The sequence below is a fragment of the Spirosoma humi genome (assembly GCF_054776575.1).
In genome coordinates this window covers 587,834-614,822 of sequence record NZ_BAAHBR010000008.1, presented here as the reverse complement: position 1 = coordinate 614,822, position 26,989 = coordinate 587,834, and the positions used below count along the sequence as shown (strand labels likewise).

The window sequence follows — 26,989 nt, the reverse complement described above, 5'->3', positions numbered from 1 at the left end:
TGTTGGCGGCAAGCCTTATGAAATTTTTCCGTATTCTCCTGAAAGTCCTGCTGGGGCTTGTTGCGTTTATTCTGCTCTTTCTGGCCGTTAGCCTGGCTCCTGTCGATGAGACGCCTTACCAGCAAATGCCCTATTATACGCAGACTAAAGAGCGACTGGCACAACTACCCAGCCCTTCGGCGGCCAAAGCCCCACTTCGGGCCGGATGGGCAAAAAGTAACATTACGCCCCCCTACTCCACACCGACGGGTGGGTACGGTGCCCGGCGTGGTAAACACTGGCACGTCGTTGCCGATTCTATTTTTGCCCGCGCCATCGTTCTCGACAATGGTGGCACAAAAGTCGCCGTGGTGGGTCTTGACCTGCTGATTACTCCCCCAACGGTGGTTGAAGCCCTTAAAAAACGGCTACCCGAAGTAGAGCTGCGCTGGGAGAATGTTTACATGGGAGCCATTCACTCGCACAATAGCGTGGGCGGTTGGGCACCAGGCATTGTGGGTCAGTTGATTGCTGGTGGCTATGATGAAAAGATCGTGACCCGCGTCACGGAAGGCATCCTGACCGCCATTCGAAATGCGCAGGGTAACATGGCTCCGGTAGAGGTAGGCTTCGGCCAGACCGATGCCAGCGACCACATCTATAACCGCATTGGTTTCTCGGGACCAACCCAACCACTCGACGGTATGATTCGCCTGTTGAAGCTGAAGAAAGCAACCGGTGAATCGGCCCTGCTGTGCACGTTTGCCGGTCACGCAACTTTGTACGAAGACAACATGTGGAATTACCTAAGCCGCGATTATCCGGGTTCACTAGTGGATCGACTTGAAAAGAAATCGGCTGATTTCGCCGTATTCATGGCCGGGGCTGTCGGTAGCACAGGACCACAGGCACGCGGCAAAACCGACTTTCAGGAAATCCGCAATTATGCGGGCGATCTGGCGCTTCGCATTGAACGAACGGTTCCTCAGATTCAAACCAGGCCCGACAGTGCGCTGGCGATTCTTACCCTTCCGCTGGGTTTGCGCGAACCTCATCCACGTGTTATTGGTAACTGGCGGGTACGTCCCTGGCTTTTCTATGCCGTGTATGGCGACTATCCTTCCGATCTGAAAGCCCTGCGTATCGGAAAAACGGTTCTCCTCGGCACGCCCTGCGATTATTCGGGCGAGTTCGTGGCCGACTTTAAACCACTGGCCACTCAAAAAGGGGTTAACTTGATGGTTACCAGCTTCGACGGTGGCTACATTGGCTACGTGACTCCTGATCGTTATTACAACCGGACGACCTACGAAACCCGCGATATGAACTGGTTCGGACCGTATAACGGCGCGTATTTTGAAGAAATGATGATGGGATTGCTGAAAAAGATTTAACCCATATCAGCCGGGCAATTATCTCAAAACTTTACGCATGAAAGTCAGTTGATAGCATACCCGATCACCAACGATTTAGTTGGTATCCGTTTACTCAACAACTGATCTTTTCGTATGCGTACGCTCGTATTTTTCCTGGCGGCCAGCCTGTCTGGCTCCGTCTGTATCGCGCAAAGCGATACAGCCAAAGTAACAAGGCAAACACAACAGGAGCCTGTTGAGAGACAGGTTGCTATTCCAGGCGTTGATACACCTATCTCGGGTGGCGGTATGACGGCCCAGACGCCCATGAACCCCGTTCCGCCTGCCCAGAACAATAAAAAACGAAAAACACAACCGCCCAGTGATCCACGCGCTTTTGGCGTGTCGGTGCCGGTTGGCAAAGCGAAAAGAGATACATTATAGTGGCACGAAACGGTATTCTGACGCTTCATTGGCAGAATACCGTTTCGTACATACTTAGCTTGTTGGTTTGTCCGGTAACGGAGCGGAAGCGTGAAACTCATCGTAAATCCGGTGCATGTAATCATCCAGCAGCGTACGAATGCGGGCCCGGTCATCGGATTGAACAATCAAACCGACGTGATACTCGCGGTTCATGCGCCAGAAAATTTCCGGTTCGGAAAAGACCGATAAATCGGGCCACTGCTGACGGGCCAGTGATATAATGAGACCGGCATGGCTACCACTATCAGCAGGCGGTAAATAATGTTCTTTGCGCGCCATAGCCGTTTCGAGCTTGGCCCATTCGCGCCACAGATTTACGCCGGAAGCGGCCTCAACCATTTCGGCAATGTGCGCTCCACCAACGCGGGATGCCGTTTCCAGAAAATATAATTCGCCATCGTGGTCGCCCCGAATGTATTCAGAGTGCGAGGCACTGTAGCGCATGCCGAAGGCCGACATTACCTGATCGTTGATCTGCCGGAGCGCATCCGCTTCGGGCGTATCGACCTCGAGCGTTCCGGTGCGAAACACACCACCGCCGTGGGCCACTTCCATCGGCGTGGCCAAATACTGGCTTACCCGCGTAAAAACGGCCTTACCATCCACCGACAGGGAATCGACGTGGTAGACGGTTCCAGGCTTGAACTCCTCAATGAGGTACGTATGCCGATTATCGCCCAGCAAATGAATAGCTGACCAGGCCTCATCTAACGAGTGCACTTTACGGATCCCCGTCGCCGATGCTTCCGACCGGGGTTTGATGAGCCAGGGAGCCTCCGTTGTCTGCAGGAAAGCGGTTACCGTTTCGTCCTGAAAGAGGGGACAAAAAGCCGGTACCCGAATACCAGCCGCAAAGGCCCGTGTGCGCATGGCTAGTTTATCACGAAAATAGCGCGCGGTTGTCTGGCCCATGCCATCAATACGAAACGTTTCCCGAATCAGCGCTCCTTTCTCGACATCGAAGTCGTCCAGCGCGACAACCCGGTCAATCCGGCGCGAACGCATGGCGTGTGCCAATCCTACGATCATTTGCTCTAAATCTTCAGGGGCATTGCTGGGCGAGTTCAGGAAGAACATCTCGTCGATGGACTCGCGGGGCCACGATTCATTGGCAAGTTTTTGATCGGTCAGTAAATAAACCGTATTACCCAGCTCTTTGCAGGCCCGCATAAAATCCTGCCCCTTCAGAAAGGTAGCAATACATAGAAAAGACAATTGGCTCATACTTTGGTTGATTCAAGGTTAGTATTAGGCCCATACGAACGAACATATTGTACGGGGCCAGCAGGTTTCGGCCAGGAAGTTACTCGGCCCCAACCAAACTAATGAACTACGTTTGGCCAAAAAAGATACGGCCAAATGACCAAACAACGAACGTTTCTTACCTTTTTTCTACTGTAAGTTGTTGCAAATAGTCGATTAACAGGCGAATGCCAAAGCCCGTTGCGTTTTTCTGCGACCCAAACTCCGTGTCGGCGAAAGCCATTCCTGCAATGTCCAGGTGCGCCCAGGCAGGATGCTTCTCGCTGAAAAACTCCAGAAATTTAGCCGCGCTAATGGAGCCAGCAAGCGGCTTTCCACTGTAATTTTTCACATCGGCCACATCCGATTTTATATCCTCAAGATAGGCATCCCAGACGGGTAAACGCCAGACTTGTTCGCCGGTCCGGTTAGCCGATTCGATAAGTTGCCCGGCCAGCATATCGTTTGGCGTAAACAGACCAGCAGCATGGTAGCCCAAAGCGGCAATAACGCTTCCGGTCAGGGTAGCCAGATCGATCAGAACATCGGGGTGAAAATTACGCACCATGTAACCCAGGCCATCGGCGAGAATAACGCGCCCTTCCGCGTCGGTATCGATGATCTCGATTGTTTTGCCGGAATAAGCCGTAACGACATCGCCAGGTTTGGTGGAGCGGCCATCCGTCGAGTTTTCAGTTGACGGCACAATGCCGATCACGTGAATAGGTAATTTCAGTTTAGCCGCTACTTCTACGGTGCCCAGCACAGCCGCAGCCCCCCCCATATCGCTCTTCATGAGGTGCATATTGGTGGAAGATTTGATGGATATACCCCCCGTATCGAACGTTACCCCTTTGCCAACCAAACCGACTCTACGCGGATTTTCGACGCCTTCGGGTTTGTATTCGGCAATGATCAGTACGGGAGGCACATCGCTCCCCTGACTGACACTTAGCAAGGCGCCTAACTTCTGCCGTTCCAGTTCAGCTTTGTCGAGAACGGTCACGGTGTACTTGTGCTGTTTGCCCGATGCAACAGTCCAGTCAGCCAATGTCTGCGGACTTTTATAGTTAGCGGGCGCATTCATCAAATCCAGCATCTGAAGCTGGGTTTGGGCAATGGCTTCAGCCCGAACCAGCGCATCCTGCGCTACGGCATGCTCCACTTCGTTAACGCAGAGCGTCAGTGTGCCTGCTTCGGAGAAGAAAACCGGCGCGTCCGCTTTATCGGTCTGATAGAGTTTAAGGTCGTACCCTCCCCCCCGAACGCCCAGCACAACCCCTTCGACAAACGCTCCATCGACAGCCGTTAAATCAATGCTTAGTTGCGTGGGCAACTTGCTTTTCTGATCAAAAAAGAACTTTCTGAAAGTACGCAGCCAATCCATTTGCTTTGGATCGGTGCCCAGTCCCAGCAACGTTGTTTTCTGCCCATCGGAGCCATACGTTGCCAGCACTTCTTTGGCTCCGGCGGTAAAATCGCGCTGTAGTACATCGACGGGCAAACCGAGCTGGGGCGCCAGGCTGGCCAGTTGATCGGTCAGTGTATCGGTTTGTTCAAACGGAATGATGAGATCGCCGGTGGTGGGCGATTGCGTACTCAAGGTGATAGTCATAGCTACTGATTAATAAAATAACCACTCCACTGCTTTCGGAAATTCGCGTGCCCAATGGGCTTCCTGATGGGTACCGGTTGGATCGACCGATACGCGAATATCGATAGAATGTCCGCCATAGTTTTGCCGGACCAATGATTCATTGAACCGCTGGATATTGGGAACCATATACTCCGATTCTTTCTCTCCCCCATACGCGTATATTTTCATGGGTACGGGTGCCTTGAAGCGAATAGCATCGAAGTAAATTTTAGGGGAAATCCAGAGCGAAGGTGAGAACACCATTAGCCGCCCAAATACGTCAGGGTGCAACAGCCCCGCATAAATGCTGATCAAGCCGCCTAACGAACTCCCTCCAACACCAGTATGATCGGCATCGGGCAGGGTGCGCAATCGCCTGTCGACGAGGGGTTTCACGGTTCGAAGGATAAAATCCAGGTAATATTGTCCACGGCCTTTCCCAGCCCTTGTCCGGTGAAATGTAAACTCCCGGATGCGCTCGTCATTGCCGTGGTCGATGGATACGAGAATAACTTCGTGGTGATGCCGGGCAGCGAGTATCGCCATTTTCTGATCGACTTCCCAGCTTCCGTAACCAGCACCACCACCAAATAGATTCTGGCCGTCGTGCAGATACAGAACAGGATACGATTTGTTCGACGTCTCATAATCATAGGGTAGCAACACATGCACCCGGCGGGTAGAGCCCAGCTGCGGAGCCTCGAGTGAGTCGCTAAGCAGCTCTATCTTGGGCAGTAGTTCCGGGTTGAAAGGCATGCCGAACCACCGCCAGTGGGGCACATAATCCTGCTTTATCGTTTCGGAAACAGACACTGTCCGATCCGTCACGCTCTCCCCCGAAGGGCCTAACTCGACGTGGTCCCAACCACCCCGCGTGTATTTATACACCAGTTTTTCGGGCAGTTCCAGATCTGCCGGAAACTCATAAACAAACCGGCCCTCACCCGCGGACTGCATGCGAAAAAAAGCCAGGTCGGGGAGCCAGTCACAAAAATTGCCCGACACAAAAACCGGTCGGTCATCGGTAAAGGGTGTTTGCAATTCTAAACGTATTGATGAAGACATACGTAGAGAATCCGATACGGGGGTGAGTTGGTTCAGACTCCGTCAGGAAAGTTAGGCTACCTGAATTGTAGCGGGTTTGCCTTCAGGCCAGCGCCCACTGCTCCGTGAGTCCCTGTGCCAGCATGACCAACTGATTATAGTTGGCAGGTTTGGTCATAAATTGATTGGCGCCCAGCGCCAGGCTACGCTGAAGGTCGTAGCTATCCGACGACGTGGTGAGCATGACAACGGGTAAATGGGCAAATGTAGGTGTATTGCGGAGTTGCGTCAGGGTATCAAACCCATTCTGACGGCGCATATTGATATCGAGCAAAATTAATCGGGGCAACTTCTGGCAGGAAGCCAGCGTTGGCAGCAGCTGATCGCCATCCGCCAGCGCCAATACGCTGACCGGACATTGCGTATCCTCGAAGGCGGATCGAATAAACAACCGATCATCCTCGTCGTCATCAACGACCCAAACGGTTGGTTCATCTAATTTCCCTAGGCCCGTAGGCGAATGAAAAGCCATGACGAATTGGGTTAGATATGAAGTGCGCAAACAGACTGAATTCACCGACTGACTACGGCGTATGGGATAAGCGAAGAAGTGTTACTCCGGCTAGAAAGGGGCATCCGTTGCTTTCCTTGTAGGCATCTCATATCCTTACGTTGGCAGTACGAAAAAACGTTGCAAGCTGGCTGTAAATTAGTCAGAAGAAAGCCCAAAGGTATACGTCTGACCAGCGAATTCCCATCTGTTGATCCGTTAATTAATTGTAATTTAACGATTTTTCTTCAATTTAATCCGGTTTTTATCATACTATCCCTTAACCCATAAGCCACTTATTGTTAAGCGATTACCTCATAATGTAATGAAAGTTAGTATATTTTTTTTATAATTAGTCTAAATACCCATTACATTTGTAGAAACATTCCAAATAAGGTAATTCTGCAATGATAACACCTATTACACTTAATCGTTTTTTATCCGTTGTAACCCTGGCTTTCTGCTTGTCGGCCTGTAGCGATCAAGAGAATCCAACGACCGTTGCTCCTCAACTTCGCAAGACAATAGCGTACTCCAAGCTTACTGATACAACTACGTATGCCAACTTTTTCGTGGATGACGCGGGTGCCAAGACAGTAGATCTTACTACCGGTGCCAATCGATTGCTCATGTTCCGGGCTATCAATACATACAATGGCACCGCTGTTAGCACAGGCGCTACGCTGGATGCCAACGTCCTGAAAAATATGTTCTCAAACACGGGCAGCCCATTTTCGGGTACGGCCAATACAGCGCTGAATACATCGGGGGTTCAACTGCGCAACGTAACCGCTTCTTCTTTGCCAGCAGCTGATGCAGAGAAAGAACGGCAGACCATTGAGGCCAGTTTTCCAAAGATTGCCACCGCCAGCCAGTCGGTATCCGCCGTTGCTTCAGAAGGAAAAGCGGGCAAACTGGGCAATTATCTGGTTGATGAACAAGGCATTGAATACGGACAAATCATTCAGAAAGGCCTGATCGGCGCGTTCCAGGTCGATTACATCGGCAATGTTTTACTGAGCGAAAAGAATCTCGCGCTGGACAATACTACCCTGGTGGCCGGTAAAAATTATACACAACTCGAGCAGAACTGGGATGAGATCTACGGTATCCTGACCGCCAACCCAATCTACGGAGCCAAAGCCACGGCTACCTCATCAGGGGAAAGCTTTATTGGCTCTTACATGTGGGAATACAATAAGGACGACTTCCCCAAAATTTATTCGGCATTATTGAAAGGCCGGGCAGCTATTGTCAACAACGACATGACTGTTCTGAAAGAGCAGGCTGCGTTTGTTCACTTAGCAATGGAAAAAGCCATTGCCAATGCGGCATTGGGTTATCTGGGCAAATGGAAAACAGCCGGTACCAATACAGCAGCTGCGGCCCATGCCATGGGCGAAGGATTGGGCTTTATCTACTCGCTTCGGTATGCTAAACTGAACAAAGCCGATGCGGCCTTCTCTGATTCCGTGCTGGCCGGACTTATCTCGGCTCCCAATGGATTCTGGGGGTTGACCAATGCAAAAATTGATGCGGCTTCGGCGGCTATTCGGGCTAAATTCAACATACCCGGCTAAGCACCAGCATAACCAATCATTTTTTACTCAGTACAGAGCGATACTCACCGTGTCGCTCTATCCTTTTTTTACGTCATGACAAGAAGTAACTGGAAACGAGTTGGGTTTGTGTGTGCGTTCGTAACTGCACTATGGGCTTGTTCGGGTGGGGGTTCGGACAACCCGGCCCCGGTAACGCCAACCACCCCGACCGATCAGGCAGGTAGTGACCGGAAAGCGATGCTGACCAATATTGCCGATAACATTATTCTGCCTAGCTACGCTAATTTCAAAACAAAGTTTGAGTTGATGCTGACCAAGTCGGACGCTTTTTCGGCGAAGCCCGACAAAGCAGCACTCACCGATTTGCGGCAGGCCTGGGCAGATGCGTATACGGAATGGCAAAAAGTTGAACTGTTCGATGTAGGACCGGCAGAACAGACTACGCTTCGCAACTTCTTCAACATTTACCCAACCAGCGTTACGGGCATTGAAGAATACGTGGCCGCCGGTTCGGGTTCTTTCGATGTGCCGGCCTCCTACTCCAAACAGGGGTTTCCGGCGCTGGATTACCTCATCAACGGCCTCGGCACTACCGATGAGGCCATTGTGGCCCGGTACACCACAGCCGCTGATGCCGCCAAGCGGGTCGCCTATCTGAAACGGCTCACGACCCAAATGAACGCGCAATTTACGACCGTATATACCGCCTGGACGACGGGGGGCTATCGGGATACATTCATCAACTGTACAGCGCTGAACGCAGGTTGTTCAACGTCTAAACTGGTGAACGGCTTTGTGCTCAATTACGAACGATACATCCGTTCGGGGAAATTCGGCATTCCAACGGGAGCGATGACCAACGGCGCACCGGCCCCCGACAAACTGGAAGGGTATTACAAGCAAGATTTATCACTTACGCTGGCTAAAGCAGCCCACCAGGCTACGGTTGATTTCTTTAATGGAAAAAGCGTGAAAACGGGCCAGGAAGGACCCAGCCTGAAATCATACCTAACGTCGCTGGGGGCTAAGGATAGCAGCACGGGTACTTCGCTGGTCGACATTATCAACAAACAGTTCGACGCGGTCAATCAGCAGCTCAACACGCTGAAACCCAATTTAGCCGACGAAATTAAAACCAATAATGCGGCTGTCGCGCTGGTGTATACCCAAATGCAGAAAGCGGTACGAATGCTCAAGGTCGATATGACTACGGCGATGAGCATTACCATTACGTATACGGATAACGACGGCGATTAACGGGTTTTGGGTTTACAGCGGTAAACCCAAACCTATCCCTACATGGTAACCTATTTTTGTAAAACAACCTCCTCGGCCCCACTGGCTGTTTTCCGGCTCCTGTTTGGCTTGATGCTCTTTGGGAGCATTATCCGTTTCTGGAGTAAAGGTTGGATTGCCGAATTATACATTCAGCCGCATTACTTTTTCCCCTTTTACGGCTTCGAATTCGTGAAGCCCCTTGGCCCGTACACGTACGGGCTTTTTGCCGTTTGCGGCCTTTCGGCATTGCTGGTAGCTATCGGCTTGTTTTATCGCCTGGCCATCATCAGCCTTTTTCTGAGCTTCACGTACATTGAACTGATCGACAAAAGTACCTACCTGAACCATTACTATTTCACGAGTATGGTTTGTCTGTTGCTCATTTTTCTGCCTGCCCACGCTTATTTTTCGGTCGATGCTTACCGACATCGTAGGCTGGCCGCTGACCGGATACCGGCCTGGTGTCTTGATTCCCTGAAGCTGTTGGTCACCATTCTGTATGTGTACGCGGGTATGGCCAAGCTCAATAGCGACTGGCTGCTGAACGCGCTACCCCTCCGTATCTGGTTACCCGCCCACAACGACGTGCCGGTTATCGGATTTCTATTCAACTACCCCTGGGTACCCGTTGCGTTTAGCTGGTTTGGTTGTTTGTATGATCTAAGTATTCCGTTTCTGCTTTGGCATCGGTCCACACGGCCCTGGGCCTATGTCGCCGTGGTGGTGTTTCATGGGTTAACCGCGTTTCTGTTTCCCATTGGCATGTTTCCATACATTATGATCGTGACAGCGCTACTCTTTTTCTCACCCGGCTTCCACCTGACTATTATTCGGAAGCTAAGCCATTGGTTAGCGGTACCGGCCACTTTTCTATTTATTCACCGAACGTACGTGTATCGGCCTGCCACCGCTACCGCGATTTGTCTGTTCCTGAGCCTTTTCTTTGTCGTTCAGTTACTTTTCCCGTTTCGTTATCTGCTCTATCCTGGCGAATTATTCTGGACCGAACAGGGCTACCGTTTTTCGTGGCGGGTGATGTTGATGGAAAAGGCGGGATATGCGCAGTTTACAGTAGCGGACAACGCCGGGCACCGAACCATTGTGAACAACACGGAATTTCTGACGCCCTTACAGGAAAAAATGATGGCTACCCAACCGGATATGCTGCTGCAATACGCGCATATACTTCGGGATTATTACGCCCGGCACGGATTTCAGCAACCGGCCGTGTACGTCGATTCGTATGTAGCGCTCAACGGCCGGTTGGGGCGCCCCTTGATTGACCCCAAAACGAATCTGGCTATTCAGCAGGACTCCTTTACACATAAAGCGTGGATCACCCCCTTCAATGACAACATTTACGGTTTTTAGCTTTCTCCAGTCAGCATTAACAACTGATTTTTCCCGTAAGATGCGGCTATTTTCGCTGGCCTTTTTTCTGCTTAGTGTCCTCTCAACGGCCAACGTCCTGGCGCAATACCAGCTTTCGGGAAGGGTCCAGTCCCGGCAGGATAGTGTGGCAATCCAAGGTTGCACTATCTATTTGAACAACGGCAACCGCACCGCTCTAACGGATAGCCTTGGCCAATTCAGCTTTTCGAATCTGCCCGATGGCAACTATGTCCTCCATACGAGTTGCCCCGATTTTAAAGCCGCCCGGCAGACTGTACGCATCGCCGGGCAGGATCAGTCCGTTGTGATTCGGGTCGTGAGTCGGCTGGAAACTCTGAATGAAGTAACCGTTACCGATAAGCAATCTGACTTTGGTTTTACGCGGATGCGGGGCGTTGAAAGCATGGGCATTTATGAAGGAAAGAAATCGGAAGTGATCATTCCAGATCAACTGGTGGCGAACCTTTCGACGAACAATGCCCGCCAGATTTATGCCCGTGTAGCGGGCCTGAACATCTGGGAAAACGAAGGTACCGGGCTACAGCTCAGCGTTGGCGGCCGGGGTCTCGACCCGAACCGAAGCTCGAATTTCAATGTACGGCAGAATGGCTACGACATCAGCGCCGATGCCTTAGGCTACCCCGAAAGTTATTACACCCCGCCCATAGAGGCCGTTGGTCGTATCCAGATCGTGCGGGGGGCGGCTTCGCTTCAGTACGGTACGCAGTTTGGCGGGTTGCTCAACTTTGTCATGAAAAAGCCCGTTGCCGACCGAAAACTTGAGCTGATCGCCCGCCAGACCATCGGGTCGTTCAGCTTTTACAATGCCTTTACCAGCGCCAGTGGTACGGTTGGCAAGCTGAGCTATTACACCTTTTTCCAGTACAAAAAAGGCGATGGCTGGCGGCCAAATTCTCATTTCACTAACTACACGGCCTTTGCCGACATCGACTACCGTTTCTCCGAAAAAACGACGCTTGGCCTCGATATTACCCAAATGAGTTACCTGGCCCAGCAACCCGGTGGCCTGACGGACGCCATGTTTCTGGAAAATCCCCGGCAAAGCAACCGGGAACGCAACTGGTTTAAGGTAAACTGGACCATGCCCGCCCTGCATTTCGACCATAAAATCAACGCCAATAATGAAGTCAATTTACGCGTCTTCGGTCTGTATGCATACCGGTATTCGCTGGGGTTCCGTCCTAATCGCGTCGCTAGTGTCGATGACAACAGCGAACGCGACCTGATTAAAGGTGATTTTCAAAACTACGGGGCCGAGGCCCGGTACTTAAAGCGGTATTACGTGGGAAAACAACAGGCCGTTTTGCTGGTGGGCACCCGGTATTACCACGGTTATAACCACAGTATACAAGGCTTGGGCAGTACGGGAAAAGATGCCAACTTTTCGTTTGTCGATTATGAACAGGGCATTGCGTCCGACTACCAGTTTCCGAACCGAAATGTATCGCTCTTCGCCGAAAACATTCTGTATCTGGGCGACAAGCTGTCCATTACACCGGGGATTCGTTTCGAGTACATTCACACCACCGCCAACGGCTTTTACGGCACCATTACGCGCGATCTGGCCGGCAACATCATCGACGCCACCCGCACAAACGAAGCTCGCACCAATGGACGGCACTTCGTCATTGGCGGGCTTGGCATTAGTTATAAGCCAATTGCCCAACTGGATATCTACGGCAACCTGTCGCAGAATTACCGCTCGATTACGTTCAGCGATATGCGGATTGCCAATCCATCCTCGGTGATCGATCCTAATTTGCAGGATGAGAAAGGCTATTCCCTCGACATGGGCATTCGCAGTACACAAACCACGCTGTACAACTTCGACGTAAGTGCCTTCTACCTGAATTATAACAACCGCATTGGCGAAGTGCAATTTTACGACGCCAATGACCGCGTTCTGCGCCGACGGGGCAACATCGGGCAGGCCGTTATTATGGGACTGGAATCTTACGCTGAAGGCGATTTTCTGCGGTTAGCCAATCCCGGCAATCCAACGCTGAGTGGCGTTCTGTTCGCGAACGTCGCCCTGATTCACTCGACTTACAAAGCCAGCGAGATTGCTGGCGTAGTTGGCAACCAGGTTGAGTTTGTCCCCAACGTGAACCTAAAAAGTGGCGTTCGGCTGGGGTACAAAAACCTGAAAGCGTCGTTCCAGTACACCTACCTCTCCGACCAATTTTCTGATGCGACCAATGCCCGTGAAGGGGGCGTTTCGGCGGTTATTGGCCTTATTCCGGCTTACTCGATTATGGATGCCAGCCTGTCGTACCAGTTCAGCCGGTTTCGACTGGAGGGCAGTTTGAACAACCTGGCAAACCGGGCGTACTTCACCCGCCGGGCCACGGGTTATCCGGGGCCCGGCATTCTTCCGTCCGACGGACGAGGTCTGTACGTGACGATTCAGGCGAAGTTGTAAGTGGCACGAGTCGTTGTCCTACAGCCCTTCCAGTGTTCGTACCACAATGGTGGCGTTTCCTTTATCCTTTGTTTGCTCATACGCCAGGAGTACCCCATGTTTCGTAGCGAGCACCGCCGGATAGGTAGCGTTGACCGTTTCGGGAGTAATGTAGGCCGTCGTACTGGCCTTCCCCTGAGCGAAGGTCCGCATACCGATTCGCTGCACAAAGGAACCCATTTCGCCAGAACCATCCGTCGATATGGATTCATCCCAGACCCAGACAAGCTGTTCGCCAGCGGTAGCCACCTGCGGATGTTTCGCCCGGCTGGAGAGCACACTCGATGCCAGCTTGCCGGACCCCAATCGCGCCAGTCGAAGCCCAACAGCCTCTTCTTTTCCCGAGAACCAGGTCATCAACACATCGTTACCCAGTTGCGCCACCACCGGCCCCGCGTGTGGACAGGCATTTACCTGCCAGTGGTCGGCATAGACCACCTGGGGCTTGCTGAACGTTTTGCCGCCATCCGTCGAAACAGCCGTACTGATATCGCGGGACGCGACTTCGCCGGTTTTGGCCGCGGGCAGCAAGTCGCGGTACGTCAGGTGAATGTTTTTCTTTGCATCCACGAACACGTTCGTCCGGCAACACTGACAGGCGTTGTTATCGACCAGCACAGCCGGGCCAAACCCTTTTCCTGTCGTCGTCTGCGCGAACACCACCGGACGTCCTTCGTGACCAGGCAGCTTCTCGTCGAGCCAGACTACGCCGATTTCGCCGTTGGGCAATCGTGTCAGCTCACTGAATGAATGACTGCTACCGGGCGCGGTATGCTGGTGAACAGGTTTTGGGGCAGCCCAGGTTTTGCCGTTATCGGTAGAGAGTGTATAAAGCAGATCGCCCGCGAAACGGGATTCTTTCGTCGGATTGGGCACCTCAAAGACCGCGATGAATGTGCCGTCGGCCTTCACCGCTACTTTGGGCATCCCTTCCGCATGAGCCGACAGATTGGCGGGGGCTTTCACGCGCACTTTCTCGCCAAAGTGTTGCCCATCCGTTGCTACGGCGAAGTAAAACGCGGCTTCTTTTTCGTTGGTTTTCTCCACCCAGCTCAACAGCGGAGACCCACTGGCATCGGTCGTTAAGCGGGGAACAGCGCCCACAAACTGAGGATCAGAAACTGTGCTTTCCCCGACTGGCGTAACCGTCAACGACCAGCCTAAACTGAAAATTAGAAATGAGTAGTTCATCGTTCGGATTAGTTTCCTGAAAAATTATACTGTACCCCGACTACAATGGTGCGCGGGGCAGCCGGGGTATACGTGGTGCGGTCGGTGGCGTTGTTGCCCCTTGTCGCGTTGGTGGCAAAGAGGGCGTTGGTCACGTTGAGGGCATTTGAAAATACCTCAATGCCTTTCCACTGGTAACCCACCCGCACATTGGCAAAGTCGTAGCCATCGTACCAAACCGTGTTGGTCTGATTCTGATACCAGCCCGCTACATGCTGCCACTCTACCGATGTCCGGAAGTTCTTCAGCCAGGATGGATAGTAGCTTATTTCGGTATTCCAGATCGTTCGCGGAGCCGAAGGCATGTCTTTCCCATTCACATTTTGTACGGCATCGGACGACCGCTGACTCAGCGTAAATTCCACAAACTGGTGGACGGCATGCGTCCCGCCAAATCGAAAAAACACTTGCTTCGATGGCCGGTAGGTAATGCCTAACTCAACACCCCGGTGAAGCGTTTTACCGGCCGACTGGTAATCGGTTGAGTTGTCGGGCTGGCGGATGTTGAGAAGCTCGTTTGTGCCATTCATCTGGTAGAGGGCGGCATCTACGTACACTTTATTGTTCAGCAACGAGGCCCAGCCGCCAATCTCCATATTATCGAATTTGGCGGGTTGAAGGTTGTAATAGAATAAGTCGCCGGTAGCCGTTGGTGTTGTCCGCTTCAGGAAAATGGCGGTGAGCGCCGGGGGCGAAAAGCCCTTTGCGTAGTTAGCGTAAAGCCCCCGGCCATTGCCAAGATCAACGGTTGCCCCAATTTTGGGCGTTACCTGACTATAGTCTTTCCCCCCCGAGCTTTTGTCCAGTGCGTTGGTATAATCGAAGGCCATGCGGTCATAACGCAAACCGGCCGACACCCGTAGTTTGGGCAACGGTTCGAACTCATACTGCAGGTAGGCCGCCGTATTATGAATGTCGGCCTGGTAGTTGGCTAGCTGGATATCAGGCCGTTCGGCAATCTGCGTATACCGCTCGACTGATTTTTTATCGGGTCGCAACTGCGCCGTTAAATTCGTCTGGTAAGCCAGATACGTATTGGGCGAGAGATCAAGGGTAGCGCCAGCGATGAGTTTGCTACTCAGAAAGTTCAGCTTCTGCGTATGCTGCGCGATGAAGCCATAACTCTTAAAATCGTTGCTGTTGATCTGCCCCGTAGCCGTGGCGGCACCCGTTGTCCAGCGAATCGAATACGCTGGATTTTGAGCAACCGTATTGTTGCGGACAAAGGCCGTTATGAACGACTGCGAGCCGTTTGCCCAGTCGTGTTCCAGCGTCAGGCGACTACGCAGGGAAACCGTTTTCCGGTACGTAAAATCGGTCGTGCTCACGTATTGCCGGGCGAAAAAAGCGGTACTATCAACGCTGCCGCTGGTTTGCGAATTGTAGTTGTTGTAGGAAAGCGTGCCCGTTAGCCGGGTTCTGGTCGTAAACGCGTATTCGAGCCGGGTAAAATACGAAGACTTGTCATAGTCGGAGCTGGCCAGCCACGCGTTGCGCTGACGCGAAACAAAGCCGCCGATATAGATACCGAACTTTCCCTGGGTAGCGCCCGCGCCCACCTGCACACGTTGGTACCCCCACTGATCGGCCTGAACACCGATCCGGGCCGTGGGTACGGCGGTGGGGCGCTGGGTGATAAAATTCACGGCTCCGCCCACCGCTTCCGGCCCGTAAATAGACGAAACGGGCCCCTTGACCACCTCAATGGAGCTAACCGTAAACTGGTTCATTTCGAGGAGGGCATTGTGGTTAAACACGCCCATCGGCCGAATCGGGACCCCATCTTCCATATACAGGAAGTAGGCGTTGGTTGTCATCGGCTGGCGAATGGCCATCATGTGCTGCTCGTTGTTGAGATTCACCATGAGTACCCCCGGCGTTTTGTTGATGACTTCGTAGATACTCGTAGGCTTGGTCTCGTTGATTAGTTTGGCCGATAATTTGGAAATCGCGATGGGCGTTTCGGTACGCAGAGCGGCTTCGCGATTCGCCGTTACGACAACCGTTTGCAGGTCTTCCACCGCCGGTTCCAAAGCAATACGAATGGGTTGATCGGCCAGCAGGTTAACTTCTTTCTTCCGGTAGCCAACCGCCGAAACAACAACCGTATGGCTGTTATGCGGTAGCGAAAAGTGTCCATTGGCATCCGTGCTGGTGCCTTTACCATCGGAAAAAATCAGCGTTACACCAGGCAACGGCTCTTTGGTTTGAGCGTCGAAAATAAGCCCCTGATTGATCGGCTGCGCCAACGCAGCCAAAGTACTACCAGCCCATAGCCCCAGGGCTACGAGTAATTTAAAGATGTTCATGATGATCGTTTAAGTCGTGAAAATGAGAAGAACCCCCCGACCGCGGAAGCGGCCCGACTTACCCCCTAGGGGGACGAAACAGGCTGGTTAGTGTAGCCCCGTAAGGCGCTGCCTGGTAGGTGAAGACCTGGGCAGGCAACAGCAAAATCAAGGCTGAACGAAACAGGAAAGGCAGATTTGCCTGACAGAACAACTGAAGTACGGGCGTATTCTGTACACGCTCAGTCGTTTCTTTATCCTGTTTATCCTGTCGTGCTTTCAGTTGTTTGGCCAGGTAGCATTGCCCATCGCAGTGAAGCTGGGGCTTATCCCGATTTTCGCAAAGGACACGGGCAATATACGCCTTGTTCAACTGGTAGTGCGCGATGATTCCCCACTGGCTGACGGTCGGCAGTAGTGTGGCCAATAGAAGACAATAGATAACGACCGTACGCATCAGAGAAGTTTTGACAGAATGAACCCGGGTCAACATACAGTACTACCGGACATAGGCTGCTGGACGTTGACGGAAGCGGTCTTTGCACATTTTGGAGCAGAAGCCATACTGCTTTCCTGCGTAGGCCGCCATATCGACTACGCCAGACGACAGCGACATTTTACAAACGGGGTCAACAGTAGACGCTAACGCGAAGGGCTTTTGTATAGCGTTCGGCGTTGGTGAATGAGCCGGTTTTTTACCAGACTTTTTTACGACAGGATCCTGTACAAAGGCAACCGAAAATACGGTCAGCCCTAGACCGCACAGCGCGTAACGAATCGTACGTTTCATGGAGTGTTTCAATCAGTTAATGGATACGACAGCACGACTGGCGCTTAATGTGCCATCGTTGATTTGCTGTAAAACAGGCAATACGTCCGTCCTTCTCAGGCGGAAACGAAAGCCAATCCGTAAAACTGATTAAATCTGGGGCGGGCGAAACAGCCCCGATCGGGGAGCCCCGTAGCGGGGAAACTGATAGACAAAAAATGCAGCCTGCAACAGGACGACCTTAGGCTGGCGAAACAGGAAAGGCAGATTTGCCTGACAGAACAACTGAAGTACGGGCGTATTCTGCACCCGCTCGGTGGTTTCTTTATCCTGTTTATCCTGTCGTGCTTTCAGTTGTTTGGCCAGGTAGCATTGCCCATCGCAGTGAAGCTGGGGCTTATCCCGGTTTTCGCAAAGGACACGGGCAATGTACGCTTTGTTGACATGATAATACGCAATGGTTCCCCACGGACTAACGGTCGGCAGCAGCGTCGCGATAAGGAGGATATAAACCAGAACGTTCTTCATTCGACGCAAAGGTAGGGCAGGATTTCGGTGATCTGCCAGACCGAAGGCAAAAAGTTTGTGGATTGTACGGATACAGGGTATACCAGTCAGTAAACCAGTCTCCTGCACCGTACAACCTGCACACCTCCCGTTGCCTCTACTCCCAAACCGGAAACGGGTCTTCAAAATAACCGCCCGACTCCATGTGCTTCAATTCCAGTTCGGTACAAAGGCAATCTTGTAACTCCTGCGTGATCTGTTCGACTACCAAATCCTGGCCGATAATGACCAATTCATTGTGTCGGTCACCGAAGCGCTTGTGCCAGCGAGATTCTATAGCTTGCTGATTTTCCAGGAAGGAACCATATTGGGTTCGTTGCCTAAATGGCATTGACGCCCACCAAACGCCCGCTGATTCGGCCCGTAAACTGCCCCCTGCCTGACTGAAATTCAGCGCATCGTCGGGTCGTGAGACGAGCCAGAAGAGGCCTTTGCTCCGAATGATCCCCGCCGGGAAGTTTTCGCTTAAATATTGCCAGAAACGAACCGGGTGAAATGGACGACGATCCCGAAAGACGAATGACGAAATTCCGTACTCTTCCGTTTCGGGCGTATGACCCTTTCCGTCTTTATGATTCTGTAACTCTTGGATCCAGCCAGCAGATTGCGAAACTTCATCAAAATCGAACCGATTGGTATTCATCACATCAGCTAAATCGACGTTACTGAAGGTACTTTCAATCAACTTCGCTTTAGGGTTTAGTTTGTGCAGAATAGCTTTCAACTCGCCAACCTCGTGGCGGCTCAGCAGGTCTATTTTATTCAGAATGAGTACATCCGCAAACTCAATTTGATCAATCAATAAGTTAACAATTGTTCGTGTGTCGCTGGCATCTTCGTTCAAATCCCTACCATACACGGTATCTATACTACCAAAATCTCGGGGAAAATTAAACGCATCGACCACCGTGACAAGCGTATCGAGCCGGGCAATCTGCGCTAGATCGAGCCGGCTATCGGCATTCGCTGAACCGTCAGACTGAAAGGTAAACGTTTGCGCTACCGGCAATGGCTCCGAAATACCCGACGATTCGATTAGCAGGTAATCGAACCGCCCCTCTTTAGACAGTTTCTGGACCTCGACAATCAGATCCTCACGCAGGGTACAACAGATACAGCCGTTAGACATTTCCACTAATTTTTCTTCTGTCCGGGAAAGGGCACCTTCCTGCCGCACCAGTTCAGCGTCGACGTTGACTTCGCTCATATCGTTCACGATAACAGCCACTTTCAAGCCCTGTTTATTATGCAGAATATGATTCAGAAGCGTCGTTTTTCCAGCGCCAAAAAAACCGCTCAGGACTGTAACGGGCAAGCGGCCACCGTCAGACAAACGGGTATTAGGAAAGACATGTTGATTTATCATACAGCAAAAGTAGGGGCATTTTTCATTTATGCAACAATGTTGCATAAATGAAAAATGCCCCTACTTTCTAGAGAAACAAAAATCAGTTCACCTCAACTTCGTCGATCAATTGCTGAAGAGCCTGTTGTTGATCGGATGGAAGCGAGTCGAAAGAGTCCCCCAGCGATTTTTTGAGTAGCTGCCATTGCTCAGGTTTCAATAGAATCAGTTCGGTCGTGAACGCCACAATGGGCAGGCTTTCCAAAGGGTCTATTCCACTGACCTGATCGCTTCGGTGAATGAGCAATTGCGGTTTCACGGCGTCGATTAATTGCCGGGACAATTCACTGCGCACATACTGGTCTAAGGTATAGGCTGGAATCCGGCCTTCGGTATCCGTCTTTTTTAAAGTTGTTATGGCTTTATAAGTCATTGTGGTTTGTGCCGATATCGCTCGTTTACACAATGCGAATCGGCTTTTTATCCTCATCGAGCGCCACAAACGTAAACGTCCCGTGAATAGCCTGGTGACGCTCCATCGAATACATTTCCTCAACAAAAATTTCGACCGCAATTCGAATACTGGTGTTCCCGACATGATCGACCCGGCCAACCAGTTCAATGATCGTACCGGCCGGGATCGACTTGGTAAAATTGATTTTGTCGGAAGAAACCGTCACCATCCGTTTACGGGAAAAGCGGGTGGCGGCAATGAAGGCGACTTCGTCCATCAGTTGCAGGGCCGTACCACCGAATAACGTATCGTAGTGATTGGTTGTGCTCGGAAAAACTGCTTTGAAAATTCGTGTTTCAGCGGCCGCAATTCGGTCGTCTATTGATTGGGGCTCATCAATGGCCATTTACTAGTTTGGTTAGCTTTTCCCGATGGGAACGTTGATTGTATTCTGTTCGCAGCGCCAGCAGACAATCGGCACACAGACAACCTTCATACAGCGAACGGATGTAGCGGTGCTGATCGTCGGTCAGGGTAAGCGTCTGGCACTGACATAGGTTAATACTGCCTACGCGGCATTCGAAGTGTCGCTGGCAACGCGGACAGCCGACGTGTTCGTGCTTAGCGGTCGGTGTAAGACTCATCAAAGGGGACCTCCTCTTCGAAGGCGATAAAGTTTACGACCTCTTTCTTCCGGTTCATAATCGGTCGAATAATAAGCTGGCACCAATAGGGCGACTGATCTTTTCGATGATTGAGCACCACATCAGCAACTGATTTTCGTTCCTGAATAGCTTCCCGAATCCGTTGACGAACCCTGGGCGACGTAGACTCACCCTGCAAAAAACTGGGCTTGCGACCTATGGCTTCATGGTGTGCGTAACCCGTCATTTTCTCAAAACCCGAGTTCACATACTGAATTACCTGATCCATATCGGTAACGACAACCGTCCATCTATCGCTTAAAAGATCGTGACGGACGGGGGCCGTCAATACCCAGTCCTGCGCTTTCGCCAGGGATCGCCATCCGGCATCTCCCGCAAATAAAGTCGGGCGCGGTCTGAACTCCCAACCGGCCAGCAGGGGCGTACACAAGGATGGCCGATACTGGGCCGCGAGTTGTTTGTCGTATGGTCCGCAGAAGTTCATAGTGGCGAAAATAAGGTCTTCTGCCGACTAACAGCAGAAGACCTTTATTTATTATACTGACTCCATAACTAATTCGCGGGCGTTTTGGGCAGCTTTCACCATGTTTTTTAACGCTTCAGTCGTTTCCGGCCATCGGCGCGTCTTCAAACCGCAGTCCGGATTCACCCACAAATTACGGGCGGGTAGCACGTTTGTGGCCTTCTGGAGTAACTCAACCATTTCAGTCACGGTCGGTACACGGGGACTATGGATGTCGTATACACCGGGCCCGATTTCATTTGGATAGGCAAACCGGGAAAACGCATTCAGCAACTCCATCTGCGACCGGGAGGTTTCAATCGTGATCACGTCGGCATCCAGATCGGCAATGGCACCGATAATATCGTTGAATTCCGCATAGCACATGTGGGTATGAATCTGGGTAGCATCCTGCGCGCCCGAAGCCGCTACCCGGAACGCCTTAACAGCCCAGCTCAGGTAGGTATCCCAGTTCTCCCGGCGCAAGGGCAATCCTTCTCGCAAAGCTGGTTCGTCGATCTGAATAACACCAATACCGGCTTTCTCCAGGTCAACTACCTCGTCATGAATAGCCAGTGCAATTTGCAGGCAGGTATCCCGCCGGGGCTGATCGTCCCGCACGAATGACCATTGTAAAATGGTGACGGGGCCAGTGAGCATTCCTTTCACCGGTTTGGGCGTTAGCGACTGGGCAAACTCAGCCCAACGCACGGTCATGGGGGCGGGTCGGCGTACGTCACCGTAAATAATGGGAGGCTTCACACAGCGCGACCCGTAACTCTGCACCCAGCCATTCTCACTGAACGCAAAGCCATCGAGCAGTTCGCCAAAGTATTCCACCATGTCGTTGCGCTCGAACTCGCCATGAACCAGTACATCCAGACCAACTTCCTCCTGCCAGCGGATAGCCTGTTCCGTTTCGGTGCGAATAAAATCTTCATACTCGGCGAGTGTTTTCTCACCTTTTTTGAACTTAGCCCGGTTGGCCCGAACGGCGTCCGTCTGCGGAAATGACCCAATGGTTGTGGTCGGAAAGAGGGGCAATTGCAGTCGTTCGTGCTGTACCCGCTGGCGACTGGCGAAAACGCCCTGCCGCTGCGCATCCTGCTCGGTCAGCTGGCTTAACCGGGTTTGCACAGCCGGTCGGTTGATCAAATCCGATTCCCGACGGGCGACCAATGCCTGTTTATTTGCCCTTAGGGCTTCTGTTGCACTGGCATTATCCGGTGACAGAAACAGCGTCGTCAGCGTGGCAACTTCGTCCAGCTTCTGACGGGCAAACGCCAGCCATTGCCTGATGTCGGGCCGGAGTCCCTGCTCACTGGTTTCGGCCTGTAGATCGCAGGGAACGTGCAACAACGAACAGGAGGGCGCAATCAGGATACGCTCCGACCCTAACGCCTGAACAGCCCGCCGAATCGTTGCCAGCGACTGTTCCAGATTATTGATCCAGATGTTTCGCCCATCAACCAAACCCAGCGAGAGGTGGGTTTGCAGATGAACGAAATCGGTTTGCAGAATATCCTCCAGTTGATTCGGGCAGCGTACCAGATCGAGGTGAAGGGCATCGACTGGCAGTTGCGTAGCCAGATTCAGGTTGCTGCCGTAACATTCGAAATAAGAGGCCAGCAAAAATTTCAGCGCCGGAAATTGCTGGCGCAATCGACTGTATGTCGTAGCAAACGCTTCCTGTTGCTGCGCGGTCAGATCCAGCGCCAGGCACGGCTCATCGAATTGAATCCATTCGGCACCCTGCGCCTGCAAACGCGTCAGTATCTGTTCATATACAGGCACCAGGCGATTCAGCAGATCCAGCCGATCGAAGCCGGTTTCCTTTTCCTTACCCAGCAACAGATAAGACACCGGCCCCAGCAAAACGGGTTTTGGCGTTGTGTTCAGCGTTTGTCTGGCCTCGTCAAACTCGGCAAAGACCTTTTCTGAAAGCAGGGCAAACGACTGATCGGCCGAAAACTCCGGCACGATGTAATGATAGTTCGTATCGAACCATTTGGTCATTTCCATCGCTTTTAGATCCAGCCCGTTCTCCTGATACCCCCGCGCCATGGCGAAGTACAGACTTAACTGACGGGCATCAGGTTGGCCCGCACCAGGCTGAGCCGCGTTGACCTGATCGAGCAGCGGGCGAAACCGGTTTGGGATAGCGCCAACGGTCAGGGACATATCCAGTACCTGATCGTAGAACGAGAAGTCGTTGCAGGGAACCAGCGTAATGCCAGCCTGCTGTTGGGTCAGCCAGTTGTCGCGCCGGATTTGCCGGGCGGTTTCCTGAAGCTGCTGATGGGTGATTTTACTGGCCCAGAATTGTTCACAGGCCTTTTTGAGTTCGCGGTGGCTACCGATTCGTGGATAGCCGAGATTGTGTGCGATCATGTTGTTAATTGGGTAAAATGGTTGATCGCGTTCGATGCCGAACTCCATACGCCTACCACTTTCTCAGAAATTTACCAACACGACACACCACCTCCAGCCCCGGGGAGGAGCAGAAGAAAGAGGGGTCAATCTTGATAAACCCAATTGCGTGTGGGCGTAATCAGCAAAGCTAAAGGCAAGTCTCCTGGCTTGTGACGGTATCTGCCGTCCTTCTCATCACATCTGGCCGGTAATCCGGCTAACGTAACAATGGACATCGAGGGCAAACCCTTTTCTAAATGGTCACTGACAGTAGCAACGTCTGCTCGTGATTCTCACACGATTCCTTTTTCATTTCCTGAAACTCTCAGGAAAACCATTAGCTTGTTTGACGGAAAACAAAGAACGTTGGGACAAACTAACCGGATTAGGTTGGCAAAAACAAGAAAACAGTCTCATAAAAGCACCCGCTCGTTTCTGTTGTTGACTCCCTGTTGTATTGAATCGCGTTTACTTCTGCCGAGATGACCGGTGTAGTTTATCTTTTGGGGCTACTGATCCTGACAGGTCTCCCCTGCCCGGATACCGAATACCAAGCGCATACGGATAAGATCGCCCAAACAGCGGGTACTTACACTTCAACGATGAGCACGAACACAAAGCCCCCTGTAATCCGTTCTACCCCTGTGGCACCTGTCCTTGTTTTTCCGTACGACATGGTTGAACGCAAATGGAGCTTTGGTATATCCATGAACGGGCGTGTTTTCATTAATTTTCAAAACATTCTGGATGTACGCCATTCCCGTTTCGAACCGTTGGGAAATGACTCCATTAACCAACCGAATTTTGTTACGGATATTTACGCGCCAACCAACGGGCGAATTAGCAACGGCGGCATTAAATTGTACCTATACTTATGGCTCACGATCATAATCACGACCACACAGGCCATCACCACGGCCCTACCGTATTGACGTCCATAAACCGGGCGCTGATTATCGGGGCCATTCTGAACGCGGTTTACGTCGTTGTGGAGTTCGCTCTCGGATTTTATTACAATTCGCTCGCTCTCGTTGCCGACGCGGGCCACAACCTGAGCGATGTGGCCAGTCTGTTGCTGTCACTGCTTGCCTTTCGGCTGGCACGGGTTCGGCAGACACCGAGTTTTACGTATGGTTTCCGAAAAAGTACGGTACTGGCATCGCTCACGAACGCCGTTATTCTACTGATCACCATCGGGGCCATTTTATGGGAAAGCATCAGTCGGTTCCGGCATCCTGAGCCGGTGGCGGGTGGAGCCGTAGCGTGGGTTGCGGGGCTAGGGATGCTGGTCAATGCCGCATCAGCCATGCTGTTTTTTCGGGATAAAGAGCATGATTTGAATGTAAAAGGGGCTTACCTACACCTGGCAACCGATGCGCTGGTATCGCTGGGTGTTGTGGTTTCCGGTGTCGTTATTAATTATACCGGCTGGACCTGGCTCGATCCGGTTATCGGTATTCTAGTGGCTGCCGTGATTATGGGTTCGACCTGGCGTTTGCTGACAGATAGCCTCCGGCTTTCGATGGATGGCGTCCCTACGGATATTGATCTGCCCACTGTGCTGGCCGACCTACGGGCCGTAGCGGGTGTGCAGGATGTACACCATGTACACGTGTGGGCGATGAGTACCACCGAAAACGCCTTAACGGCTCACCTTGTGCTGCAGCCGGGCCTCTCCGATTCGCAGATTGCCGCCCTCAAACACGATGCCCGCCACCGGCTCGAACATCAGAAAATCAGCCACGCTACCCTCGAAACGGAGATATCGACGAAAGATGACTGTGAAACGGAAACCTGTTAATGCTCCGCTTGCGAACTCGTTTGTAGCATTTCCGTGGGGCGTGAAGACACGCCCCACGGAATAACTCCCTTTTAGTACAGAAGAGATTACAACTCAAAGCCATAATCCCGCTCTACTTTGCACACGCGAACTTTGTAGCTTTCGTACCAGCGTTCACGGCCTATTTGTTGGGCAATCCGGTGATCGAAAACCTGCTTCCACGCCCGGATCGACTCCGGGCTTTCCCAGTAAGATACGGTGATACCAATTTCTGTTCGGGCTGATTCGACACCGAGAAAACCGGGCTGCTCATGAGCCATCTCGACCATCCGCCTGGCCATATCCGCGTATCCCTCCTCGAAATCCGTGCGGATGGAGGTGAAGATGACGGCGTAATAAGGTGTATCTGGTGTTGCAGCAATCATTGGACGAAGATAATTCATTGCTGACACTATTCCTTACATGCAACAATGTTGCATGTAAGGAATAGTGTTTTATCTTTGCGTAAAGATTAATAAGCCATTATGGAAAAGGATCTTCTTGTTGATGTAGTCATCGTAGGTGGTAGTTACGCGGGTCTGAGTGCAGCCATGACATTAGGGCGCTCGTTACGAAAGGTGCTCGTGATCGACGGCGGTAAACCCTGCAATCGGCAGACGCCCCACTCCCATAATTTTCTGACCCGAGATGGAGAGACGCCAGCCAATATTACGGCCATCGCCCGGGAACAGGTAATCCGTTATCCTTCCGTTTCGTTTCTTTCCGATTTGGCTATCAAAGCGTCTGCAGACCCGGATGTCTTCACCGTCGAAACCGCCGGAGGTCAACAAATTAAGGCCCGAAAACTAATTCTGGCAACCGGTGTCGAGGATCTGATGCCACCCATTCCCGGATTTGCCGAATGTTGGGGCCGTTCCGTACTACACTGCCCCTATTGCCACGGCTACGAAGTGGCTGGACAGCGACTGGGCATTCTGGCAGCTGCTGATACAGCCTATGAAATGGTCCGTCTTATTCAACACTGGAGCTCTGATCTTACCTTATTTACCAATGGACCGGCAAACCTCACTCCGGATCAGCGACAGTTCATTGACCAACTCAACGTTCTCATTATTGAGACACCCCTCACCGCTATAGCGCACGAGCAGGGCCAGCTTACAGCGCTTCACGTTGCCAATGGGGCGACCTATGCAGTAGATGCGTTGTATAGTCGGGTTCCGTTTCGACAGCATTCTGACCTGGCCCAACAGCTCGGCTGCACGATGTCCGAGTCGGGTTTAATCAATGCAGCGGAGTTTGGCAAAACCAATGTGCCGGGTGTGTATACAGCGGGGGACAACAGTTCGCCAATGCGTCAGGTAGCCCTGGCGGTTACCAACGGAAGTCTGGCCGGAGTCCTCGTCAATCGGGAATTGATCGAAGAGGATTTATCTACCCGCCCTGTACACGTAGCTGGCTGAGTTTGGCAAGTCGGCCAGCTGACTTTCGTATCGGTTACCGGCGCTTCATCAGGATATAGGCCCCGGCGGTTACCAGGCCACCAAACAAATACCAGCCAACGGTCATGGCAGCCGTGGCTGTAGTACGACTGCTGGGCGCTGTTCCCAAACCCATAGGGCCGGGCAGCGCTACGGCGCCAACACCCGCAGCCAGACCTAAAGCAGCTCCGGTCAGTAAGGCGTCTTTCGGTTTAGCCAACCCGATAAGGCTGTAATAGAGCGCATTGGAGACAATATCCCCGCCCAACGCCCAGTCGTGCAGTTCATCATCGGCGGGTGGCTCCTCACCAACCTTGTTCATTACTTTCTTAATGGCCCGCATTCCCAGAATATCGGCACGGGGCGCTTCAGGAATAAACTGACGGGCCGTTTCGTGGAGAGCCGTTAGCGCACAGGCTCCGGCCAAACCACTGCCCAATGATTGCAGGATTGTTTTGTTTATATCGGTCATAGGTGCTTAACTTGTAAGCTG

Annotated in this window: 26 protein-coding genes and 1 riboswitch; of the genes, 9 read left to right on the top strand and 17 right to left on the bottom strand. The window is 52.1% G+C overall.

Features of this window, described 5'->3' with window-relative positions:
- The first annotated feature begins 17 nt into the window (after positions 1-17).
- Both ACYU8Y_RS11265 and ACYU8Y_RS11260 read left to right on the top strand, forming a co-directional pair.
- The gene (locus ACYU8Y_RS11265) at positions 18-1,373 is read left to right on the top strand and encodes a neutral/alkaline non-lysosomal ceramidase N-terminal domain-containing protein (protein ID WP_460937158.1); all 1,356 of its coding nucleotides are present in this window, start codon (positions 18-20) and stop codon (positions 1,371-1,373) included.
- Between the two features lie 114 nt (positions 1,374-1,487).
- The gene (locus ACYU8Y_RS11260) at positions 1,488-1,778 is read left to right on the top strand and encodes a hypothetical protein (protein ID WP_460937156.1); all 291 of its coding nucleotides are present in this window, start codon (positions 1,488-1,490) and stop codon (positions 1,776-1,778) included.
- A gap of 54 nt (positions 1,779-1,832) precedes the next feature.
- Here ACYU8Y_RS11260 and ACYU8Y_RS11255 read toward each other — a convergent pair whose 3' ends face one another.
- The 4 genes from ACYU8Y_RS11255 to ACYU8Y_RS11240 form a co-directional block, all read right to left on the bottom strand.
- Positions 1,833-3,044, bottom strand: coding sequence for an ATP-grasp domain-containing protein (locus ACYU8Y_RS11255; RefSeq protein WP_460937154.1), 1,212 nt, complete (start codon positions 3,042-3,044; stop codon positions 1,833-1,835).
- 157 nt (positions 3,045-3,201) lie between these two features.
- Positions 3,202-4,677 carry a leucyl aminopeptidase family protein gene (locus ACYU8Y_RS11250; RefSeq protein WP_460937152.1) on the bottom strand — a complete coding sequence of 492 codons (1,476 nt, stop codon included), beginning with the start codon at positions 4,675-4,677 and terminating at the stop codon, positions 3,202-3,204.
- A gap of 9 nt (positions 4,678-4,686) precedes the next feature.
- Positions 4,687-5,763, bottom strand: a complete 1,077-nt coding sequence (locus ACYU8Y_RS11245) for an alpha/beta hydrolase (protein WP_460937150.1) — start codon at positions 5,761-5,763, stop codon at positions 4,687-4,689.
- 82 nt (positions 5,764-5,845) lie between these two features.
- Positions 5,846-6,274, bottom strand: coding sequence for a response regulator (locus ACYU8Y_RS11240; protein ID WP_460937148.1), 429 nt, complete (start codon positions 6,272-6,274; stop codon positions 5,846-5,848).
- Between the two features lie 425 nt (positions 6,275-6,699).
- Between ACYU8Y_RS11240 and ACYU8Y_RS11235 the strand changes: the two genes are divergently transcribed.
- The 4 genes from ACYU8Y_RS11235 to ACYU8Y_RS11220 all read left to right on the top strand — a co-directional run bounded on the left by ACYU8Y_RS11235 (position 6,700) and on the right by ACYU8Y_RS11220 (position 12,967).
- Positions 6,700-7,872: a DUF4856 domain-containing protein gene (locus ACYU8Y_RS11235; protein ID WP_460937146.1), complete on the top strand. Its 1,173-nt coding sequence runs from the start codon at positions 6,700-6,702 to the stop codon at positions 7,870-7,872.
- Between the two features lie 75 nt (positions 7,873-7,947).
- A complete protein-coding gene (locus ACYU8Y_RS11230; RefSeq protein ID WP_460937144.1) occupies positions 7,948-9,111 on the top strand; it encodes an imelysin family protein in 1,164 nt (387 codons plus the stop codon).
- A gap of 42 nt (positions 9,112-9,153) precedes the next feature.
- A complete protein-coding gene (locus ACYU8Y_RS11225; RefSeq protein WP_460937142.1) occupies positions 9,154-10,503 on the top strand; it encodes an HTTM domain-containing protein in 1,350 nt (449 codons plus the stop codon).
- Between the two features lie 40 nt (positions 10,504-10,543).
- Positions 10,544-12,967: a TonB-dependent receptor domain-containing protein gene (locus tag ACYU8Y_RS11220; protein WP_460939024.1), complete on the top strand. Its 2,424-nt coding sequence runs from the start codon at positions 10,544-10,546 to the stop codon at positions 12,965-12,967.
- 18 nt (positions 12,968-12,985) lie between these two features.
- Here the strand turns inward: ACYU8Y_RS11220 and ACYU8Y_RS11215 are convergent, their stop codons facing one another.
- The 11 genes from ACYU8Y_RS11215 to metE form a co-directional block, all read right to left on the bottom strand.
- Positions 12,986-14,197, bottom strand: a complete 1,212-nt coding sequence (locus ACYU8Y_RS11215; protein ID WP_460937140.1) for an exo-alpha-sialidase — start codon at positions 14,195-14,197, stop codon at positions 12,986-12,988.
- Positions 14,198-14,205: 8 nt separating this feature from the next.
- Positions 14,206-16,545 carry a TonB-dependent receptor gene (locus ACYU8Y_RS11210; protein WP_460937138.1) on the bottom strand — a complete coding sequence of 780 codons (2,340 nt, stop codon included), beginning with the start codon at positions 16,543-16,545 and terminating at the stop codon, positions 14,206-14,208.
- 58 nt (positions 16,546-16,603) lie between these two features.
- Entirely contained in the window at positions 16,604-16,981 is a 378-nt protein-coding gene (locus tag ACYU8Y_RS11205) for a hypothetical protein (protein ID WP_460937136.1), read from the bottom strand.
- A gap of 42 nt (positions 16,982-17,023) precedes the next feature.
- On the bottom strand, positions 17,024-17,314 hold the full coding sequence (locus tag ACYU8Y_RS11200; RefSeq protein ID WP_460937135.1) for a YHS domain-containing protein: 291 nt from the start codon (positions 17,312-17,314) through the stop codon (positions 17,024-17,026).
- Between the two features lie 129 nt (positions 17,315-17,443).
- Complete coding sequence (locus ACYU8Y_RS11195) at positions 17,444-17,821, bottom strand: hypothetical protein (protein ID WP_460937133.1); 378 nt, start codon at positions 17,819-17,821, stop codon at positions 17,444-17,446.
- A 136-nt stretch (positions 17,822-17,957) separates the two neighbouring features.
- Positions 17,958-19,226, bottom strand: coding sequence for a GTP-binding protein (locus ACYU8Y_RS11190; RefSeq protein WP_460937131.1), 1,269 nt, complete (start codon positions 19,224-19,226; stop codon positions 17,958-17,960).
- 82 nt (positions 19,227-19,308) lie between these two features.
- The gene (locus tag ACYU8Y_RS11185; protein WP_460937128.1) at positions 19,309-19,638 is read right to left on the bottom strand and encodes a hypothetical protein; all 330 of its coding nucleotides are present in this window, start codon (positions 19,636-19,638) and stop codon (positions 19,309-19,311) included.
- 25 nt (positions 19,639-19,663) lie between these two features.
- Complete coding sequence (locus tag ACYU8Y_RS11180; protein ID WP_460937126.1) at positions 19,664-20,065, bottom strand: acyl-CoA thioesterase; 402 nt, start codon at positions 20,063-20,065, stop codon at positions 19,664-19,666.
- Positions 20,055-20,303 carry a cysteine-rich CWC family protein gene (locus ACYU8Y_RS11175; RefSeq protein ID WP_460937124.1) on the bottom strand — a complete coding sequence of 83 codons (249 nt, stop codon included), beginning with the start codon at positions 20,301-20,303 and terminating at the stop codon, positions 20,055-20,057. The genes ACYU8Y_RS11180 and ACYU8Y_RS11175 overlap by 11 nt, the downstream gene beginning before the upstream one ends.
- Positions 20,281-20,808 carry a PAS domain-containing protein gene (locus ACYU8Y_RS11170; RefSeq protein WP_460937122.1) on the bottom strand — a complete coding sequence of 176 codons (528 nt, stop codon included), beginning with the start codon at positions 20,806-20,808 and terminating at the stop codon, positions 20,281-20,283. Before ACYU8Y_RS11170 ends, ACYU8Y_RS11175 begins: the two co-directional genes overlap by 23 nt.
- A gap of 51 nt (positions 20,809-20,859) precedes the next feature.
- On the bottom strand, positions 20,860-23,217 hold the full coding sequence (gene metE / locus ACYU8Y_RS11165) for a 5-methyltetrahydropteroyltriglutamate--homocysteine S-methyltransferase (RefSeq protein WP_460937120.1): 2,358 nt from the start codon (positions 23,215-23,217) through the stop codon (positions 20,860-20,862).
- Positions 23,218-23,374: 157 nt separating this feature from the next.
- Positions 23,375-23,592: riboswitch (cobalamin riboswitch) on the bottom strand.
- A gap of 290 nt (positions 23,593-23,882) precedes the next feature.
- Here metE and ACYU8Y_RS11160 point away from each other — a divergent pair.
- Both ACYU8Y_RS11160 and ACYU8Y_RS11155 read left to right on the top strand, forming a co-directional pair.
- Positions 23,883-24,170: a hypothetical protein gene (locus ACYU8Y_RS11160; RefSeq protein WP_460937118.1), complete on the top strand. Its 288-nt coding sequence runs from the start codon at positions 23,883-23,885 to the stop codon at positions 24,168-24,170.
- On the top strand, positions 24,113-25,039 hold the full coding sequence (locus tag ACYU8Y_RS11155) for a cation diffusion facilitator family transporter (RefSeq protein ID WP_460937116.1): 927 nt from the start codon (positions 24,113-24,115) through the stop codon (positions 25,037-25,039). The genes ACYU8Y_RS11160 and ACYU8Y_RS11155 overlap by 58 nt, the downstream gene beginning before the upstream one ends.
- An 86-nt stretch (positions 25,040-25,125) precedes the next feature.
- Here the strand turns inward: ACYU8Y_RS11155 and ACYU8Y_RS11150 are convergent, their stop codons facing one another.
- Positions 25,126-25,443 (bottom strand): antibiotic biosynthesis monooxygenase family protein, encoded by a 318-nt coding sequence (locus ACYU8Y_RS11150; RefSeq protein ID WP_460937115.1) that lies wholly within the window; start codon positions 25,441-25,443, stop codon positions 25,126-25,128.
- 99 nt (positions 25,444-25,542) lie between these two features.
- Here ACYU8Y_RS11150 and ACYU8Y_RS11145 point away from each other — a divergent pair, with 99 nt between their 5' ends.
- Complete coding sequence (locus tag ACYU8Y_RS11145) at positions 25,543-26,478, top strand: NAD(P)/FAD-dependent oxidoreductase (protein ID WP_460937113.1); 936 nt, start codon at positions 25,543-25,545, stop codon at positions 26,476-26,478.
- 34 nt (positions 26,479-26,512) lie between these two features.
- Here the strand turns inward: ACYU8Y_RS11145 and ACYU8Y_RS11140 are convergent, their stop codons facing one another.
- Entirely contained in the window at positions 26,513-26,968 is a 456-nt protein-coding gene (locus ACYU8Y_RS11140) for a hypothetical protein (RefSeq protein ID WP_460937111.1), read from the bottom strand.
- Positions 26,969-26,989: the final 21 nt, after the last annotated feature.

Bases quoted from the DNA above. Each gene is read 5' to 3' on its own strand.
- ACYU8Y_RS11265 (WP_460937158.1), top strand. From the start codon at position 18: ATGAAATTTTTCCGTATTCTCCTGAAAGTCCTGCTGGGGCTTGTTGCG.
- ACYU8Y_RS11260 (WP_460937156.1), top strand. From the start codon at position 1,488: ATGCGTACGCTCGTATTTTTCCTGGCGGCCAGCCTGTCTGGCTCCGTC.
- ACYU8Y_RS11255 (WP_460937154.1), bottom strand. From the start codon at position 3,044: ATGAGCCAATTGTCTTTTCTATGTATTGCTACCTTTCTGAAGGGGCAG.
- ACYU8Y_RS11250 (WP_460937152.1), bottom strand. From the start codon at position 4,677: ATGACTATCACCTTGAGTACGCAATCGCCCACCACCGGCGATCTCATC.
- ACYU8Y_RS11245 (WP_460937150.1), bottom strand. From the start codon at position 5,763: ATGTCTTCATCAATACGTTTAGAATTGCAAACACCCTTTACCGATGAC.
- ACYU8Y_RS11240 (WP_460937148.1), bottom strand. From the start codon at position 6,274: ATGGCTTTTCATTCGCCTACGGGCCTAGGGAAATTAGATGAACCAACC.
- ACYU8Y_RS11235 (WP_460937146.1), top strand. From the start codon at position 6,700: ATGATAACACCTATTACACTTAATCGTTTTTTATCCGTTGTAACCCTG.
- ACYU8Y_RS11230 (WP_460937144.1), top strand. From the start codon at position 7,948: ATGACAAGAAGTAACTGGAAACGAGTTGGGTTTGTGTGTGCGTTCGTA.
- ACYU8Y_RS11225 (WP_460937142.1), top strand. From the start codon at position 9,154: ATGGTAACCTATTTTTGTAAAACAACCTCCTCGGCCCCACTGGCTGTT.
- ACYU8Y_RS11220 (WP_460939024.1), top strand. From the start codon at position 10,544: ATGCGGCTATTTTCGCTGGCCTTTTTTCTGCTTAGTGTCCTCTCAACG.
- ACYU8Y_RS11215 (WP_460937140.1), bottom strand. From the start codon at position 14,197: ATGAACTACTCATTTCTAATTTTCAGTTTAGGCTGGTCGTTGACGGTT.
- ACYU8Y_RS11210 (WP_460937138.1), bottom strand. From the start codon at position 16,545: ATGAACATCTTTAAATTACTCGTAGCCCTGGGGCTATGGGCTGGTAGT.
- ACYU8Y_RS11205 (WP_460937136.1), bottom strand. From the start codon at position 16,981: ATGCGTACGGTCGTTATCTATTGTCTTCTATTGGCCACACTACTGCCG.
- ACYU8Y_RS11200 (WP_460937135.1), bottom strand. From the start codon at position 17,314: ATGAAACGTACGATTCGTTACGCGCTGTGCGGTCTAGGGCTGACCGTA.
- ACYU8Y_RS11195 (WP_460937133.1), bottom strand. From the start codon at position 17,821: ATGAAGAACGTTCTGGTTTATATCCTCCTTATCGCGACGCTGCTGCCG.
- ACYU8Y_RS11190 (WP_460937131.1), bottom strand. From the start codon at position 19,226: ATGATAAATCAACATGTCTTTCCTAATACCCGTTTGTCTGACGGTGGC.
- ACYU8Y_RS11185 (WP_460937128.1), bottom strand. From the start codon at position 19,638: ATGACTTATAAAGCCATAACAACTTTAAAAAAGACGGATACCGAAGGC.
- ACYU8Y_RS11180 (WP_460937126.1), bottom strand. From the start codon at position 20,065: ATGGCCATTGATGAGCCCCAATCAATAGACGACCGAATTGCGGCCGCT.
- ACYU8Y_RS11175 (WP_460937124.1), bottom strand. From the start codon at position 20,303: ATGAGTCTTACACCGACCGCTAAGCACGAACACGTCGGCTGTCCGCGT.
- ACYU8Y_RS11170 (WP_460937122.1), bottom strand. From the start codon at position 20,808: ATGAACTTCTGCGGACCATACGACAAACAACTCGCGGCCCAGTATCGG.
- metE (WP_460937120.1), bottom strand. From the start codon at position 23,217: ATGATCGCACACAATCTCGGCTATCCACGAATCGGTAGCCACCGCGAA.
- ACYU8Y_RS11155 (WP_460937116.1), top strand. From the start codon at position 24,113: ATGGCTCACGATCATAATCACGACCACACAGGCCATCACCACGGCCCT.
- ACYU8Y_RS11150 (WP_460937115.1), bottom strand. From the start codon at position 25,443: ATGATTGCTGCAACACCAGATACACCTTATTACGCCGTCATCTTCACC.
- ACYU8Y_RS11145 (WP_460937113.1), top strand. From the start codon at position 25,543: ATGGAAAAGGATCTTCTTGTTGATGTAGTCATCGTAGGTGGTAGTTAC.
- ACYU8Y_RS11140 (WP_460937111.1), bottom strand. From the start codon at position 26,968: ATGACCGATATAAACAAAACAATCCTGCAATCATTGGGCAGTGGTTTG.